Source organism: Nesterenkonia lutea, from assembly GCF_014873955.1.
Taxonomy (GTDB): Bacteria; Actinomycetota; Actinomycetes; order Actinomycetales; family Micrococcaceae; genus Nesterenkonia; species Nesterenkonia lutea.
The window spans coordinates 1,424,356-1,440,376 of sequence record NZ_JADBED010000001.1 but is presented as its reverse complement, the minus strand read 5'-3'; the positions used below and the strand labels follow the sequence as shown (position 1 = coordinate 1,440,376).

General features: G+C 68.2%; 13 protein-coding genes and 1 tRNA gene. 12 read left to right on the top strand and 2 right to left on the bottom strand.

What is annotated here, in order from left to right; genetic code table 11:
* Positions 1 to 155 precede the first annotated feature (155 nt).
* The 9 genes from coaD to H4W27_RS06510 all read left to right on the top strand — a co-directional run bounded on the left by coaD (position 156) and on the right by H4W27_RS06510 (position 7,750).
* Positions 156 to 635 carry a pantetheine-phosphate adenylyltransferase gene (gene coaD, locus H4W27_RS06550; RefSeq protein ID WP_192595219.1) on the top strand — a complete coding sequence of 160 codons (480 nt, stop codon included), beginning with the start codon at positions 156 to 158 and terminating at the stop codon, positions 633 to 635.
* A 120-nt stretch (positions 636 to 755) separates the two neighbouring features.
* On the top strand, positions 756 to 1,679 hold the full coding sequence (galU, locus tag H4W27_RS06545) for a UTP--glucose-1-phosphate uridylyltransferase GalU (protein WP_192595218.1): 924 nt from the start codon (positions 756 to 758) through the stop codon (positions 1,677 to 1,679).
* A gap of 75 nt (positions 1,680 to 1,754) precedes the next feature.
* Entirely contained in the window at positions 1,755 to 2,321 is a 567-nt protein-coding gene (locus tag H4W27_RS06540) for a YceD family protein (protein WP_192595217.1), read from the top strand.
* A gap of 80 nt (positions 2,322 to 2,401) precedes the next feature.
* Positions 2,402 to 2,605: a 50S ribosomal protein L32 gene (gene rpmF, locus H4W27_RS06535; protein WP_192595216.1), complete on the top strand. Its 204-nt coding sequence runs from the start codon at positions 2,402 to 2,404 to the stop codon at positions 2,603 to 2,605.
* 70 nt (positions 2,606 to 2,675) lie between these two features.
* Positions 2,676 to 3,425, top strand: coding sequence for a ribonuclease III (rnc, locus tag H4W27_RS06530; RefSeq protein ID WP_318782389.1), 750 nt, complete (start codon positions 2,676 to 2,678; stop codon positions 3,423 to 3,425).
* Between the two features lie 15 nt (positions 3,426 to 3,440).
* Positions 3,441 to 4,394 (top strand): bifunctional DNA-formamidopyrimidine glycosylase/DNA-(apurinic or apyrimidinic site) lyase, encoded by a 954-nt coding sequence (mutM, locus tag H4W27_RS06525; RefSeq protein ID WP_192595214.1) that lies wholly within the window; start codon positions 3,441 to 3,443, stop codon positions 4,392 to 4,394.
* A 64-nt stretch (positions 4,395 to 4,458) separates the two neighbouring features.
* Positions 4,459 to 5,601: an LCP family protein gene (locus H4W27_RS13825; RefSeq protein ID WP_192595213.1), complete on the top strand. Its 1,143-nt coding sequence runs from the start codon at positions 4,459 to 4,461 to the stop codon at positions 5,599 to 5,601.
* A complete protein-coding gene (locus H4W27_RS06515) occupies positions 5,598 to 6,824 on the top strand; it encodes a glycosyltransferase family 4 protein (protein WP_192595212.1) in 1,227 nt (408 codons plus the stop codon). Before H4W27_RS13825 ends, H4W27_RS06515 begins: the two co-directional genes overlap by 4 nt.
* Complete coding sequence (locus H4W27_RS06510; RefSeq protein WP_192595211.1) at positions 6,821 to 7,750, top strand: glycosyltransferase family 2 protein; 930 nt, start codon at positions 6,821 to 6,823, stop codon at positions 7,748 to 7,750. Before H4W27_RS06515 ends, H4W27_RS06510 begins: the two co-directional genes overlap by 4 nt.
* On the opposite strand, the gene H4W27_RS13820 is transcribed toward H4W27_RS06510, so the two are convergent.
* Positions 7,751 to 10,915, bottom strand: coding sequence for a glycosyltransferase (locus tag H4W27_RS13820; RefSeq protein ID WP_192595210.1), 3,165 nt, complete (start codon positions 10,913 to 10,915; stop codon positions 7,751 to 7,753). It abuts the gene before it with no gap.
* Between the two features lie 114 nt (positions 10,916 to 11,029).
* Here H4W27_RS13820 and H4W27_RS06500 point away from each other — a divergent pair.
* Positions 11,030 to 11,103, top strand: a tRNA-Gly gene (locus tag H4W27_RS06500).
* 100 nt (positions 11,104 to 11,203) lie between these two features.
* Positions 11,204 to 12,361: a glycosyltransferase family 4 protein gene (locus H4W27_RS06495; protein WP_192595209.1), complete on the top strand. Its 1,158-nt coding sequence runs from the start codon at positions 11,204 to 11,206 to the stop codon at positions 12,359 to 12,361.
* 103 nt (positions 12,362 to 12,464) lie between these two features.
* Here the strand turns inward: H4W27_RS06495 and H4W27_RS06490 are convergent, their stop codons facing one another.
* The gene (locus tag H4W27_RS06490; protein WP_192595208.1) at positions 12,465 to 12,998 is read right to left on the bottom strand and encodes a hotdog fold thioesterase; all 534 of its coding nucleotides are present in this window, start codon (positions 12,996 to 12,998) and stop codon (positions 12,465 to 12,467) included.
* A gap of 139 nt (positions 12,999 to 13,137) precedes the next feature.
* Here H4W27_RS06490 and polA point away from each other — a divergent pair, with 139 nt between their 5' ends.
* Complete coding sequence (gene polA / locus H4W27_RS06485; protein ID WP_318782201.1) at positions 13,138 to 16,014, top strand: DNA polymerase I; 2,877 nt, start codon at positions 13,138 to 13,140, stop codon at positions 16,012 to 16,014.
* The last annotated feature ends 7 nt before the right edge of the window (positions 16,015 to 16,021 follow it).

Here is a 16,021-nt window from a genome sequence, read left to right as displayed (position 1 = left end):
GGAGCCGCCCGGCGCGGGACGCGCCACACCGCCCGGCGCGGGACGCGCCACACCGCCCGGCGCGGGACGCGCCACACCACCCCATGCGGGACGGATCGGGGACATGCCCTGCGCGCCGAGTGCAGTCCCGTCTCCACCTGGAGTAATGTCAGATCATGCAGCTAGCAGTGTGCCCCGGATCATTCGACCCCCTGCACAACGGCCACGTCGAGATCATTGCGCGTGCCTCGAACCTCTTTGACGAGGTGATCGTCGCCGTCTCGCCCAACATGCACAAGAACCCCATGTTCTCCGTCCAGGAACGCATGGACATGGCTCGCGAGACCTTCTCCTACGTCCGCGGGGTGACCGTCAGACCGCTCGGCTCGGGCCTGCTCACCGAGTTCTGCAAAGAGGTCGGCGCCAATGCCCTGGTCAAGGGGCTTCGCGATCCCAAGGATCTGGCCTATGAGAATCCCATGGCCACGATGAACCGCCACCTCTCCGGGCTGGAGACGGTCTTCCTCGCCGCCGACGGCCGATACACCCACCTCTCTTCGACCTTGGTCAAGGAGATCCACTCGCTGGGCGGCGACGTCTCGGAGTTCGTGCCGCGGGCCGTGCAGCGCAGGCTCCAGGACCGGCGACGCAGCTGAGCCGCCGGGACGCGCCCGAGAGCCTCCGGCACCCGGGATGACCCTTCTGCAGAGAAATCGATCAACAACGCCAGAAGAAGATTCACTGGTGCCGCCGACCGATAGCGATAAGGTGTGTACATGAGTTCAACGACGTCAATCCGCAAAGCCGTGATCCCCGCCGCCGGCCTGGGAACACGTTTCCTTCCCGCCACCAAGGCGATGCCCAAAGAGATGCTGCCGGTGGTGGATGAACCGGCGATCCAGTACGTCGTGGCCGAGGCCTCGAAGGCTGGCCTTGAGGACATCCTGATGATCACCGGCCGGAACAAGCGGTCCCTGGAGAACCACTTCGACCGCGTTCCGGACCTCGAAGCGACGCTCGAGGCCAAGGGTGACACGAAGAAGCTCGACGCCGTCCGCCGTGCGACCCAGCTCGGGGACCTGCACTACATCCGTCAGGGCGAGGCCAAGGGCCTCGGTCACGCAGTGCTCTGCGCCAAGCGTCATGTGGGAGACGAGCCCTTCGCCGTTCTCCTGGGCGACGACCTGATCGATGAGCGGGACGAGCTCCTCTCCACGATGATGGAGACCCAGGAGCGGCTCGGCGGCTCCGTCATCGCCGTGATGGAGGTGCCGGAGGAGAACATCAGCGCCTATGGCGTCATCGACGCCGACGGCAAGGACAAGGAGACCGACGCGGACGGCAAGCCCGCCGACGTCGTCCCGGTCCGGGCACTGGTGGAAAAGCCTCCAGCGGGGGAGGCCCCGTCGAACCTGGCCATCATCGGCCGGTACGTGCTTCACCCCGCGATCTTCGCAGAGCTCGAGCAGACCAAGCCGGGACGCGGCAACGAGATCCAGCTCACCGATGCGCTGCAGGAGATGGCGGGCAGGCCCGCCGAGGACGGCGGCGGAGTCCACGCCGTGATCTTCCGCGGACGCCGCTATGACACCGGGGACAAGCTCAGCTACATCAAGGCCGTGGTTACCCTGGCGGCGGACCGCGAGGACCTCGGTCCGGACCTGTGCGAGTGGCTGAAGGAGTTCGTCGGCAAGATGTGACCGGGGGTTCGCACCCGAGCCGCCCTGACTGGTAGAGTGGCACGTCGGTCTAGATCATTAAGGAGTGGTTCAGCGATGACTGCTCTCAGCGTAGATGTGCAGGAGCTTCGGGGTAAGCCCGGAACTCAGCACGAGATTCTCAGAACTGTCCCTGCACCCGAGGACCTTGCGACGGTCCTGATCGGGATCCCGCAGGGCAGCGAGCTGCAGCTGGATCTGCGTCTGGAATCGGTGCACGAAGGTGTGCTGATGACAGGCACCGCCTCCGGGGAGGTCGTCGGACAGTGTGGACGTTGCCTCGATGAGCTGAAGCATCAGCTCACCGTGGACATCATGCAGCTGTTCAGCTGGCCCCAGAAGGCGCGGACCGACGCGGCAGAGGAAGACGATGAGGACACCCGCCCGATGGGCAGTGACCTCACCATCGATCTGGAGCCGGTGCTGCGGGACCTCATGGTCTCAGCACTGCCGTTCCAGCCGGTCTGCCGTGAGGACTGCCCGGGACTGTGCTCCGTCTGCGGTTTCCGCATGGAGGACGATCTCGATCATTTCCATGAGCAGCTCGATCCCCGCTGGGCCGCGTTGAAAGACGTGGCCGTGGGACTGCCGGAGCCGGACCCAGAGTCCGACCCCAGCACCTAGAACTTGAACACCTGGTCATTCAGCACCAGGAGCTTCATTGACCAAGACCCTGTCCATCATCGAGAGAGAAAAGAGACACCGTGGCTGTTCCAAAGCGGAAGATGTCCCGATCCAACACCCGTCACCGCCGCTCGCAGTGGAAGGCTTCTGTCCCGAAGCTGGTGAAGACCGTGGAGAACGGTCGCGTCGTCTACAGCCAGCCTCATCAGGCCAAGCTGGTCACCGACTCCGCCGGCACCCCGCTGTTCTATGAGTACAAGGGTCGCAAGGTCGCCGACGCCTGATTCGGCTGCATCGAAGAATTCAGCAGTGAAGAATTCAACAGCGAAGAATTCAGCAGTGACGAATCACACAGTGACCGATCACGAAGAGCTTGCGAAGAGCCTCGGGGTGCACATCGCCCCCGAGGCTCTTCGTCTTGCCCTCACGCATCGGTCCTACGCCTACGAGAACTCCGGACTGCCCACCAATGAGCGGCTCGAGTTCCTCGGGGACTCGATCCTCGGCCTGGCCGTGACGGACTATCTCTACCGGACCTTCCCGGATCTCGCCGAGGGCGACCTCGCCAAGCTCCGCGCGGCTCTGGTCAGCACCCGCGCCCTGGCGCGCGTGGCCCGAACCCTGGGGATCGGGCCCTACATCAGCCTCGGCGCCGGCGAACAGCTCACCCAGGGCAAGGACAAGGACTCGATCCTCGCCGACACCATGGAGGCGCTCATCGGTGCCGCCTACCTCTCCACCGACATCGACACCGCGCGGCGGCTCGTGCTGCGCCTGGTCGTCCCGCTGCTCAGCGACAAGGACGCGATGACGGCCGGCAAGGACTGGAAGACCACCATCCAGGAGATCGCCGCCGCCCGGGACATGGGAGAGATCCGCTATCAAATCGCGGACTTCGGTCCCGACCACCATAAATCTTTCTCCGCCACCCTGGTCATCGGCGGCACCGAGCACGGCACTGGCTCAGGCCCCTCCAAGAAGGAGGCCGAGCGGGAGGCCGCCCGACGGACCGTGGAGACGCTGACCGCCGGGCGCGGTGAGCAGGGTGACATCCTCACCCTGGTCCTTGATCGGTTCGGGGACGCAGAGTCCTCCACCACCTGATGACTGGCGAAGCCGATGCCCGAGCTTCCTGAGGTCGAGGTGGTCCGCCGCGGGGTCAGTCGCTGGGCCGCGGGACGCTGCGTCGAATCCGTCCAGATCCATGACGTGCGGAGTCTGCGCCGCCATGGCCTCGGCGTCCCCGAGGAGCAGGCGCGAGTCGCCTCCTTCACGACGGCGCTGCAGGGCAGCACGCTCGCCGCCCCGCAGCGGCGCGGCAAGTTCCTCTGGATCCCGCTGCAGAGTCCCGCCGCCGCGGGCTCGCAGGTCCCGGCCGGTCCAGCAGAGGCGCTGCTGATCCACCTGGGCATGAGCGGCCAGGTCCTGATCGATGCCCCGTCCGCCGCCGAGCAGAAGCACCTCAAGATCACCCTGGAGCTGACCCGGGCCGGGGAGGCGCCGACGCAGCTGCGCTTCATCGATCAGCGGATCTTCGGCGGGATGCAGATCTCCGAGCTCGTGCCCTCCACACACCCCAGCGGCGCCGTGCCCGCCGCGGCGGCGCACATCGCCGCAGACCCGCTTGAACCGGGCATGGACGCCGAGATCTTCTTTCGCAGCCTGCGCCGGCGGAGGACCGGATTGAAGCGCGCGATGCTGGACCAGGGCATGATCTCCGGGATCGGCAACATCTATGCCGATGAGGCCCTCTGGCACGCCCAGCTGCACTACACCCGGCCCACCGAGACCATCACCCGGGCAGAGTCCGCGCGTCTGCTGCGCTGCGTGGAGGAGGTCATGGCGGCGGCCCTGGACGCCGGCGGCACCAGCTTCGACTCCCTCTACGTCAACGTCAACGGCGCCTCCGGATACTTCGATCGCTCCCTGCAGAGCTACGGACGCGCGGGACAGCCCTGCCGCCGCTGCGCCGGAACTCCGCGTGCCGCGGAGATCCGCCGGGACCCCTTCATGGGGCGCTCCTCCCACTGGTGCCCCAGCTGCCAGCCCCGCCCCCGCCGCTCCCGAGGCTGATGCGTCAGTGCCCAAGCCGGTGGGCTAGCATGAACCGGATCGACGTACGTGTAAAGGAGGGTCTGTGGCGGAGAAGAACAACCCCGCGAAACCGCCGCACCGACCCCGCCGGGCGGCCAGGCTGCCCGAGGACCCGGGGAACACCGGGCACCCCTCTGAGCGCCCCGCCGCCGCAGCGGCTCCGCCGCAGGCACGACGACGACGCATCATCAGGATCGTGCTCATCGCCGTGTCCGCGCTGCTTGTCGTGGCAGTCGGCGCCGGGCTGATATACGCGCTGCAGCTGCGCAGCGCCTTCGACGACCAGCGCAATGTGCTCGACCTCGAGCTCGACGGCGACGACTCCGCCGAGCGCACTGCCGAGGGCACGATCAACATGCTCCTGCTGGGCTCTGACAGCCGCGGGGAGGACGATGTCGACTACCGCGGCAGCATCGGTGACGACGCCTCGGAGCGCTCCGACACGATGATGTTCGTCCACATCCCCGAAGACCGCTCCGGGGTGTATGTGATGTCCATCGTCCGCGACCTCTGGGTGGACGTGCCCGGAGAGGGCCAGGGCCGGGTGAACTCCGCCCTGGGCGTGGGCGGCTATCCGTTGGTCGTGGACACGGTGGAAGAGCTGCTGGAGACCCATATCGACCATGTGGCCATCATCGACTTCGAGGGGTTCTCCGATCTGACCCGGGCCCTGGGCGGGGTCTACGTGGACAATCCCCGTCCCTTCTCCACCGGACAGCACAATCCGGCCTTCTACCCGGAGGGAACCATCCGGCTCGAGGGTGACAATGCGCTGCGCTTCGTGCGAGAGCGCAAGGCCTTCCCCAGCGGGGACTTCGTCCGGGTGCAGAACCAGCAGCTGGTGGTCAACGGCATCGTGGACCGGCTGCTCTCCGCGGACACGCTGACCAATCCACAGCGAGTGATGGAGGTCGTCAACGGGATCGTGCCGTACCTGAGCGTCGATGACGGTCTGGACGCCGACACGATCGCGTCCTATGCCTTGGAGATGCGGGATATGCGCTCGGGGGACATCCAGATGTTCACCATCCCCACCGGGGATCTGGCCACCACTGCCGGGGGCGCCCAGGTGATCCTCAAGGATGAAGAGATGCTCGAGCTGCTGCAGCGGTCCCTGAAGAACGAGAACATGGAGGGATTCCTGGAGTACGTGGAGATGCGCGAATCTCAGGACGAGCAGCCGTGACCCCTCGCGTGCAGCTGCTGACGCACAGCTATTGGCCCGAGCGCACCGCGCCCCAGCGGCGCTGGGAGCGCCTGGTGGCCTCGCTGCGGCAGGACGGATGGGCGGTCGACGTCGTCGTGCCGGCGGCGAACAAGCACCACACGCCTGGCCAGCACCGCGGACGGGGGCGGTTCAGCCTGGCTGCCGCGGAGGGGCCTGCCGGGGAACGGCTGCACCGCACCCCTTATGTGCTGCTGCGCAATTCCCGCGCCGGCAGATTCGCCTCTGATCTGGCCTCCGGGGTCCTGATGGTGCCCCGCGCCCTCGCCGCCCCCAGGCCCGACCTCGTGGTGGCCACCGTCCCGGCCCTTCCCACCATCTGCGCCGGCTGGGTGGTCTCGCGCTGCCGCCGGATCCCGCTGGTCGTGGACATGCGTGACGCCTGGCCCGAGCTCGCCCGTGAGGCAGAGGTGAGGGCGGGTCCGCTGGGCCGGCTCATGGAGGCCGCGGTCATCGCCGTGCAGCGCCGCGCCGAGCTGGTGGTTACGGTCACCGAGGGATTCGCGCAGCGTCTCCGCGAACGCGGCGTCTCCCCGGTGGAGACCATCAGCAATGGAGTGGCGCTGGACCAGGTGCCCCTGCTCGAGCATCGCAGACGTGCGCCCGGGGAGCTGCGGATGGCCTATCTGGGCAACCATGGCGAGAGCCAGGCGTTGGAACGGCTCATCCTGGCGGTGGCCTCCATCCCGCGGACCGGGGGACTCGACGTCCGGCTGCGCATGGTCGGCTCAGGCACGCAGAAGGATCAGCTGCGCGAGATCGCCGCCTCCGCCGGTGCGCTGGCGAGCGGAGCGGTCGAGTTCTGTGAGCCGGTCCATGGTGACGAGGTCTGGGAGCACTACCGCTGGGCGGACACCGCCCTGGTGAGCCTGCGCACGGACTGGGCGTCCTTCGCCTGGACCGTGCCCTCGAAGACCTTTGAGCTGATGGGCCTGGGCAAGCACATCACTGCGGCGGTCACGGGCGAGGCCGCCTGGGTTCTCGGGCACGCGGAGAATGTGACCCACCTCAGCGGGGACACCGCCCAGATCGCCGAGACGCTCGCCGCGCTCGCTGCGGATCCCACATCCACTCCCGTGGACCCGCGGGGCAGGAGCTGGGTCGCGGAGTACGCCGACCTTCCCGAGCTGGGCAAGCGCTATGCCGCGCTGCTCGCCGATCTGCGGGACCGGGCGCAGCGGTGATCACACCCGAGAACGCCTATGTCTGCGTCTGCACGTTCAGGCGGCCGGGACCGCTCGCCGAGCTGCTCTCCTCACTGCGCGCCCAGCAGACCAGTGCCCAGCACGGTGCCAAGGTTCCGCAGCTGATCGTGGTGGACAACTCTCCCGCCGGGGAGGCCGCCGGGCAGGTCAGCCGGCAGTACCCGGAGGCCCGCTACGTCCACGAACCTCGTCCCGGCATCGCCGCGGCCCGCAATGCCGCGGTGGAGGCGGTGCCCGAAGAGGCCGAGGCGGTGCTCTTCCTCGACGACGACGAGCGGGCCGCCCCGAACTGGCTGAACGCGCTGCTCGTCTGCGCCGAGGAGTCCGGGGCCGACACCGTCTCCGGGCCGGTCATCTCGCACTTCGGTGAGGACCCCCCGGCCTGGCTGCAGGAATCCGGGTTCATCCGCCGCATCGATTTCCCCACCGGACCGTGGGATCACCGTCCCGCGACCAATAATGTGCTGGTCCGAGCCGCCTGGTTCCGCGAGGCGGGCTTCCGCTTCGACGAGGCGTTCAGCTTCATCGGGGGAGAGGACTCCGACCTCTTCGGACGCATGCAGGCGGCAGGGGCGCGCTCCTGGTGGTGCGCGGAAGCCGTGGTGACAGAAGATGTCCCGACAGAACGCCTCAGCCCCGCCTGGATGCGCCAGCGCGCGGTGCGCGCCGGACACGTCCGGGCCACCAAGCTCATGCGCCGCGCCGATCGGCGGCGGCTCAGCCCCGGGCTGCGCCTGCGGATCGCGGCCGAGGGGCTGGGACGGCTGGGATACGGGGCCGCGCGAGTGTCGATCCGCCGCCTGCAGGGCGCACCTGTGCGCTACGTGGACAGCATCTATCACCGGGAGGGCCTGGGGATGCTGCAGGCCGCGGCGGGGCGCAGCCTTGAGGAGTACGCCCGCTGATCAGCGGGCCTGCACCGCCGCAGCGTAGGCCGATTCCGCCGCGGTGATGCCCCAATGGGCCGCCTCCCGTCGCTGGATCCGCTCGATCTCGGCTGAGACCTCGCGCAGCGCCGCCACCTGATCGGCAGACCTCGGCTTGAGCGTGCGGCGGTACACGAGACCGGCACCCCGACCCCAGCGAGTGCGCTTGAGCTGCCCCAGCTGCAGGGCCGCGGCGCCGCGTGCCCGGCGCTTCAGCCGCCCCGCCAGCGGGCGCAGCTTCTTCGCCGAGGGCAGTCGTCGCTGACCGAAGAAGCGCAGCGCCTCCGGAGTCCTCCACGGATGGTGGGCGGGGTCCTCCACATAGAATCCGGCGATCTCGGAGAGCACCGTGGCGGCTTCGGCCCTGTCGGCGGCGGGGACCCGAGAGAATTTCCACAGGTACCAGGTGACGAAGAAGTGCTCGAAGCGAGTGTCCAGATAGTCCGCCAGCAGCCCGACCTCTTGCAGCCAGGAGGCCCTGGCCGCCTCGAGGATCAGGTACTTCCTGAAGTAGGCGGGACTGACCACGTTGACGATCGAGGTGTCCACCGCTCCGTAGTAGACATAGACCGGCCGGTCCACCGGCACATAGGCCCGGGCGTGGAAGAGGATCTGCTGGAAGAAGAAGGTGTCCTGTCCGGTGGCGCCCTCCGGCTGGGTCAGTCCGAGTCCCCGCAGCCATGCGGTGCGTGCCACCATCGACTCGATCGACGCCGGACGAAAGCGGATTCTCCACAGCGAATCGCGGTCCGGCCAGCAGAGGCCGTCATGCTGCTCGATGCTCGAATACCAGTCGTGCACCGGCAGGACCATATGCCGGTCAGTCCAGGTGACCTGGGTGCCCAGCGCGAAGTCCGCCTCAGGCTTCTCCGCCAGGCGCCGCTGGAGCAGGTGGTAGCCGGCCTCCAGCTCCTCATCATCGGGGTCCAGGTAGGTGACGTATTCAGTGGCGGCGAGCTCCAGGCCGGTGTTGCGCGGGCGCGAGGCCGATCCGGAGCCGCCGGTGCCGTGCCGGAAGACGGAGACGTTCGGCCAGCTCCGGGCCAGCTCCTCCACGGCGGCCACTGTGACCGGGTCGGTGGAGCCGTCGTCGATCAGCAGCACATGAGTGCGCGAGAAGTGCGGCGAGCGGCGCAGCGAGGCGAAGGCCTTGTGCCGGAGGTGGTCCCCGTTGTTGTAGACCGGCAGGATCACTGAGAGCTCGAGCTCTCCAGCCTTCGCCGTGCGGCGGAACTCATCCTTGGCTTCGGCGATGTCGTCGCCGGGGTGGGGCAGCGCGGCGGGGAGCAGGCCGGACTGGCTGATGGTGGCCGCGGTGGCATGACCGAGATGATCGATGGCATAGACCCGGGCGTCCTGTCCGGAGGCCGCCAGCACTGCGGCAGAGACGAGCGCGGCAGGCTCGGGGCGCCACCAGGCGGTCAGACCGAGGTCCTGGGGACGCGGGAGCGACCGGAGGCCCCGGTGGTGCCGATGGGAGTGCGGGTCGGTCTCCGCGGCGCTGCCGGCGAGCTTCGTGGTGATCGATGCGGACTGGTAGCGGAAGGCCGCCACATGATCGGCCGCATAGCGGGGCAGGTACCGGCGCTGCCCGCTCACCGGCAGCAGCACATCGATCCGCGGCGCGAGCGGGTCTGCGGCACGGTCGCCGAGCTGGTTCCAGTCCAGCAGCTCCACCGGGCCCAGGCCACAGGTGGACAGGTCCTGCGCCGCCATGTCCTGGGTCAGTTCCGCCGTGACGTCCTCGGCCACGGCGACCACCAGCTCCTGCTGGGAGGCCACCTCCTTCCCAGCGGTCCGAGCGACCCGGGCGAGCAGGTCAGAGACGTGGTGATGCAGGAAGACCTCTCGGACGCCGTCGCTCTGGGTCCGGCGCAGCTCCTCGAGATCGAGTCCACGCAGGCTCTCGGTCACATCCTCGGCGGAATTCGCGATGCGGACCTGCGGGTGGTACGAGTTCAGCCCCTGGTTATAGGTGGAGAGCACCAGAGTGCCGGCCGCCTGAAGCTCCAGCGCCCGGTTGGCGAACATAGTCTGCGAGCCGATCACCGAGTTCAGGTTCACCGCGATGTCCACCACCCGCTGGAGGTCCATCAGCTCATGGTGATCCATCGCGGGCACCCGGTAGGGCCAGTACTTCACCGGGATCAGCTGATTGGGGCTGAGCATCGGCTGCTCCGAATCCAGCTGGGCGGAGATCTCCTCCCACCAGCGGTCCACGATCGCCAGCGGTCGCCCCGAGTCCAGCACACCGTCGAGGATCCATTCGGCGAAGCGTGCCCGCTCGGGATACTTCCGGCCCATCCAGGAGCCGGCGAAGAAGATGAGCTCCCGGACCTGCGCGGGCGCGCTGCGGGAACCCAGCGGGGAGTGCAGCAGCGGATTGACCCCGAAGGGCAGCACCTCGACGCTGAGTGCCCGGGGACAGTCCCGGCGGTAGTCCTCGACGACCTCGGCGGCGGTGGTGAAGATGTGGTCGCAGGCCCGAGCGATGTCCAGGAACTGCCGGTAATCCGGGGGGTCCTCCTTGCCGTAGTAGACAGGTGGGACCCCGTTCGCGCGGTAGGCCGGGATGATCGTGCTGATCAGCAGCCGTCGGCGCGCCGGCGCCTCGGGCGCGGTGTTGTCCCAGGAGGAGCCGTCGTGGCCCCGCCAGGTGGCCGCGACCAGCAGCAGATCGACGTCATCGAGGTGGTTCTCCCAGTTGTCCGGGGTGATCGGGATGAGCTCGGCCAGTCCGGAGAAGGTGTCCAGGAGGAACCGGTCGCAGATGATGCCGATCCGCAGGTCCAGCTTCGGTCGGGAGATGCCGGATTCGGCGGCGGGCAGCTCGGCGGCGGCGGCGCGGGCCGCGGCGACGGCGTCGTGGACCGACAGGGCGGCCAGCGGGGCGGCCAGCGGCACATCCGCCGCAGGACGGGAGGTCTCCGCGGCGGCTCGTCGGCGCAGATCGGCGGCACGCTCGCGATGCGCCCGCTCCAGCGGACCCCAGAGCTGCTCATGATGCGCTGAGCTGGAGAGTTCCTGGGCCGCCTGCTCATGAGCCTGCGCGGCGCGGTGTGCTTGCGCGGCGATCGCGGGGGCAGAAGCGACCTGTGCTGGTTCACTGGCGGGCTGTGCAGAGGCTTCGTCTGAGCGATTCACCCCTCGACACTATCCGAGGCGTGTTGGGTTTGGAGCAGGCAGTCCGCCTTGCTAGAGTGGGATCTTGTTGCGACGGAGGTACGGCCTGGAAGGGCCGGGTCTCTGGGCATGCACGGGGATGTAGCTTAGTGGTAAAGCTTTGGTCTTCCAAACCAACGATGCGGGTTCGATTCCCGTCATCCCCTCCAGTCACCTACAAGCCTCTCCCGGTGATCGGGTCCTCTCGGTCACCGCAGGAGAGGCTTTTTGTGCATCTGCCCCTAGTGAGCTCGACACTGAGAGGAAGCCATGGCGCGTCCCCGGGTGTACTTCGTGGTCCAGCCCACGGTGGCGCACTATCGCGAGCCGCTGCTGCGCAGACTCCTGGAGTCCACGCGCTACGACTTCGACCTGGTCGGACGGTTCAGGAACTCAGAAGCGCCCCGTGCGGATGCGATCCGCTCCGCCGCTGACGAGGTCCTGGCTCAGGTCAGGCCGCTGGGATTCTCCGCAGTCCGGCAGTTCTGGTGGGAGCACGGACAGGTCCGCGAGATCTGGCGCGGGGACCATGACGCCTACGTCATCGCCGGACGGATCCCCACGGTCTCAGCCTGGGTGGCCTCTGGGGTCGCGGCGCTGCGCGGACGCACGCTGATCATGTGGGGCCACGGCTGGAAGCGCCCCGAGGACGGCGTCAAACGCCGGGTTCGGCTGGCCTTCTACCGGCTGACCGACGGGCTGCTGGTCTACGGCGACCGCGCCAAGGAGCTCGGCGCCTCCTACGGGGTCCCGGCCGAGAAGATCCAGGTCATCTACAACAGCATCTACCCGGAAGCGATGATCGGCTCGGCCCGCGATGCTTCCGCCGCCGCTGACCTCCACCGTTCGGGCGTCACCGACGACGACGCCGCGTCGCCTGCCACGATCATCTACAGCTCCCGACTCACCGCTCGCCATCGCCTGGACCTGCTCGCCGAAGCGCTCGGCGGCATGCCTGCCCACACGCGGCCAAAGGCGCTCATCGTGGGCGAGGGCGCCGAACGTCCCCGGCTCGAGCAGGTCTTCACCGACCACGGGGTCGACGCGGAGTTCCTCGGTGCCGTCTATGAGCATGACCGGCTGCGGGGACTCTACGCCCGCGCCGATCTCGCGGTCTCCGTGGGCGGGGCCGGGCTGAACGTCATTCAGGCGATGAGCTTCGGGGTGCCGGTGCTCGCCGAGGACGGCAACCCCGATTCAAGCCCCGAGATCGAGGCCGTGGTCGAGGGCGTCACCGGGCGCTACTACCAGACCGGCGACGTCGACTCGCTGCGCAGAGTCCTCGCCGAGCTCCTGGCGGCGCCCAAGCAGCTGGATCAGCTGGGGGAGGCGAGCCTCGCCGTCGTCCGGGACCGCTACACCGCCGAGAAGCACGCCGAGGCGATCGAGAGCGCCCTGGACGTGCTGCTCTGCCGCGACCGGCCCTGACCAGACGACAGGGCTGATGAGGCGGCAGGGCTGATCAGACGGCAGGACTGAGCAGACGGCAGGGCTGAGCACGGCGCTGCGCATGCCGAGCTGGAGGCGCCGCTCAGTTGCGGTTGGGCAGGATCATGTTGGTCATCCGGGCGGTCGAGAGGCGGCGGCCGGCGTCGTCGGTCATCACGATCTGGTGGCTGGTCAGCTGTCGTCCCAGGTTGATCGGGGTGCAGGTGGCTGTGACCATGCCTGCGGTGACCGAGCGGTGGTGGGTGGCGCCGAGCTCGGTGCCCACCACCGCATTGTCCACACCCAGGTTGACCCGCGCGTGCAGGATCGCGGCGATCGAGCCCAGGGTCTCGGCCAGCACCATATGTGCGCCGCCGTGGAAAAGTCCCATGTTCTGCTCGTTGCCCGCCACCGGAAGAGTGGCCACCATCTTGTCCGGGTGCATCTCCACGTACCGCAGCCCCATCTTCACGCCCAGCGGGGTGACCCCATGCGGGCCGGTCCACTGCTGATACTCCTTGGGAATGCCGGCGGCCTCCATCCGTGCGAGGCGCTCCTCCTCGTCGGGGAACGGGGTGGGCGCAGCCGGGGCAGAGCTGTGGGAGGCGTGGTTGAGCGCATCATGCTGAGAAGTCATGGGCTCCAGCTTAGATGCTGGTGAGCAGGTGGATGAGAGCCGCACCACGATGGACGCGTCTCAGGTCCGCTCCCAGGTCCAGCGATGGCTCTGGTGAGAGGTCTGGGGTGAGCGCGGGGGTCGCGATAGGCTGGGGAGCGTGTCAACAAGTCCCAATAAACTCCTGGTCATCGACGGTCACTCCATGGCGTTCAGGGCCTTCTACGCCCTGCCCACCGAGAGCTTCCTGACGGACTCCGGCCAATACACCAACGCGGTGCATGGCTTCACGAACATGCTGCTCAAGCTGATCCGCGAGGAGCTTCCCACCCACGTGATCCTCGCCTTCGACCTCGACACTCCCACGTTCAGGCACACCTCCTACACCGAGTACAAGGGAGGCCGCGCGAAGACCCCCGAGGAGTTCGGCGGGCAGATCGACCTGATCAGACAGGTCGCTGAGGGGATGAACATCGCCACGGTGACCCTGGAGGGCTACGAGGCCGACGACATCGTCGCGACCTACGCCACGCAGGCCGACGCCGCCGGCTGGGAGACCCTGATCGTCTCCGGAGACCGCGATACGCTGCAGCTGGTCACCGAGCGGACCACCCTGATGTACCCCACCTCCGGACTGTCCAAGGTCGCGATGCTCGATCCCGCCGGCGTGGAGGAGAAGTATCTGGTCCCGCCGCTGAAGTACCCGGACCTCGCCGCACTGGTGGGGGAGTCCGCGGACAACCTGCCCGGTGTGCCCAAGGTCGGACCCAAGACGGCTGCGAAGTGGATCGCCGAGTACGGCTCGACCCGCGGGATCATCGAGAACGCCGAGCGCATCAGTGGCAAGGCGGGGGAGAACCTGCGCGAGGCGCTCGCGGACGTGGAGCGCAACCTGGAGCTGAACCTGCTGCTGCGCGACCTGGATCTGCCCGTGGCCCTGGAGGACTCCGAGCTGCAGGTCCCTGACCGCGAGGTGCTGGACCCGCTCTTCGACGCGCTGCAGTTCAACCAGATCCGTGAACGCCTCTATGAGACCTTCGCCGCCCGCTTCCCCGAGACCGTGGTCCCGCCGACTCCCACCGACGCGCTGCCCGCAGTCACCGTGACCGAGCAGGCCGAGGAGCTCACCGCGTTCCTGAAGGCCCACGCCGGAGCGCCGATGGCGATCGCCGTCTGCCTGGACCGAGCCGGCGAATCGCTGACCACCAAGCCCAAGCGGGACGAAGCCGCTCGGACTGCCGAGGCGCTCGCCGTCGTCCTGGTGCCCTCGGCCTCAGGGGACGTGGAGGGTGCCGCTGAGGCTGCTGCTGACGCCGAAGATGATGCCGAGGATGACGCTGCTGCGTCCGAGCCCACCGGCATCCCGGCGCTGGCGCTCTCGCTGACCTCCCTCGACGCCGCCGCAGACGCGGTGCTGGCCGAATGGCTGCAGGATCCGGCAGCGCCGAAGCTGGTCCATGACATCAAGGACGCCGGCAAACGGCTGGCCTGGCGCGGGCTGCGCCTGCGCGGCGCCGTGGAGGACACCTTGATCTCCGGGTACCTGATCCAGCCGGACCGGCGGAACTTCGCCTTCACCGAGCTGGTCACCCAGTACCTGGGCTCCTCCACCGATCCGGCCTCCTATCTCGGCGGCCACAGCGACGACGACGCCGAGGCGTCCGGTCCGCAGGGACCGGACCTGTTCTCCTCCCAGGACCTGTTGCCGGGTGTCACCGCCGAGGACCTGGATGCCGCCGCCCTGCACGGGATGCTGCTGCACCAGCTCTCCCAGGCGCTGGGCGAGCAGCTGGTCGAACGCAACGGGGAGAAGCTGCTGCGCGAGATGGAGATCCCGCTGGCCGAGATCCTGCTGCAGATGGAGCTCACCGGCATCGCCGTGAGCCCGGAGAAGCTGGACTCGCTGGACGCCGAGTTCGCCGCCGCCATCGAAGCCTCCGCGCAGGACGCCTACGCGGTGGTCGGGCATGAGGTGAAGCTGGGCTCGCCCAAGCAGCTGCAGACCGTGCTCTTCGAGGAGCTCGAGCTGCCCACCGCCGGGGTGAAGAAGAACAAGACCGGCTACTCCACCGATGTGGAGACCCTGCAGGCGCTGCTGATCAAGACCCAGAACGACTTCCTGATCCACCTGATGAATCACCGGGACTCGACCAAGCTGCGCCAGACCGTCACCGGACTGATGGAGGCCGTCACCGGCGACGGGCGGATCCACACCACCTATGCGCAGACCGTGGCCGCGACCGGTCGGCTCTCCTCGCTGCACCCGAACCTGCAGAACATCCCGGTCCGCACCGCGGCCGGACGGAAGATCCGCGACGCGTTCGTGGTCGGCTCCGGCTACGAGACCCTGCTCACCGCGGACTACTCACAGATCGAGATGCGCATCATGGCGCACCTCTCCGGGGACCAGGCGCTGATCGAGGCCTTCCGCGCCGGGGAGGACCTGCACAACTTCGTCGGCTCCCGGGTCTTCGGGGTCGAGGCGTCGGAGATCACGCCCGAGCAGCGCTCCAAGGTCAAAGCGATGAGCTACGGACTCGCCTACGGGCTCTCCAGCTTCGGGCTGTCCAAACAGCTCGGCATCGGGGTGGACGAGGCCCGGAACCTGATGAACGAATACTTCGAACGCTTCGGCGGAGTCCGGGACTACCTGCGCGAGGTGGTCACCCAGGCCAAGCAGGACGGGTTCACCTCCACCCTCTTCGGACGGCGCCGCTACCTGCCGGACCTGAGCAGCGAGAACCGGCAGCTGCGCCAGATGGCCGAACGTGCCGCGCTCAACGCGCCGATCCAGGGCTCCGCGGCGGACATCATCAAACAGGCGATGATCGGCGTGGACTCCGCGCTGCGGGCCGAGGGGCTGGAATCCCGGCTGCTGCTGCAGGTCCACGATGAGCTCATCTTCGAGGTGGCGAAGGGGGAGCGCGAGGCCTTGGAGAGGCTGGTGACCGTCCACATGGGCGCCGCCGCCGAGCTCGACGTCCCGCTGGACGTCCATGTGGGCGTGGGCTCCTCCTGGCACGAGGCCGCGCACTGAGATAGGC